The sequence below is a fragment of the Mesorhizobium sp. M7A.F.Ca.CA.002.05.1.1 genome, from assembly GCF_003998335.1.
Classification (GTDB): Bacteria; Pseudomonadota; Alphaproteobacteria; order Rhizobiales; family Rhizobiaceae; genus Mesorhizobium.
In genome coordinates, this window is sequence record NZ_RZQI01001518.1 from 1 (window position 1) to 685 (window position 685).

The 685-nt window shown below is 60.1% G+C and carries 2 protein-coding genes; one reads left to right on the forward strand and one right to left on the reverse strand.

Going from position 1 to position 685, the window contains the following annotated elements; all coding sequences use genetic code 11:
- A partial coding sequence (locus EN939_RS38760; RefSeq protein ID WP_206528473.1) for a hypothetical protein occupies positions 1-322 on the forward strand: 322 nt, incomplete at its 5' end.
- Here the strand turns inward: EN939_RS38760 and EN939_RS36780 are convergent.
- The coding region (locus EN939_RS36780; RefSeq protein WP_164751624.1) for a MipA/OmpV family protein at positions 298-685 on the reverse strand (388 nt) is incomplete at its 5' end. The genes EN939_RS38760 and EN939_RS36780 overlap by 25 nt on opposite strands.

Consider the following 685-nt stretch of genomic DNA (forward strand, 5'->3'; position numbering starts at 1 on the left):
GGAAATCCGTCTGCGGCAGGTAAAGCGTTTTGGAATAGTCGATCGTTTCAGTTGTATCGGTCATTGGTCTGCCATTTGCATTGCCCGGCGGGCGTACAAGCTCGGGCGTGAACTATCATGTTATGGAAAAAGCGCGAGGGGGCGCGCAGAAACTCCCGGCGGCTCCGGCGGCGCTCAGGCCACCCGGAACACCGGGCCTGTAATTCGTATCGCGATCGCGAAAAGGCGCGAAAAGCTGGTCATGGCTGGGCTTTTAGCCGAAGCCACGGCAGGAATAAAGCGTCTCGTTCGATTCACCTACATCGTGAAATCGAAGCGGTAGGTGGTCGACACGCCAATCATGAACTGGTTGCGGTCGCCGCGCTCCTTGACCAGGCTGGAATCGGCCGCCGGTCCCATCAGGCGCGAATATTCGCCAAACAGGCTGGCGGTCATCGGCTCGGTCACCTTCCAGGTTATGGCGCCGCCGAGGCCGGTCGATTTCAGCCCGCCACCGGGATGATATTCGCTCAAGCCCGAGGCCACGGCTTCCTGTGCGTTGACGCCGTAATAGGCGTCGAAATAATTGCCTGAGGCGAAGGAAACACGCGGACCGCCCGAAATCCTGACGGTCGGCGTCACATCGTAAAAGGCGTCGGCGGCGATGTCGGCGACAAAGCCGTTGTGAGCGCGAATGCCGTGGCGC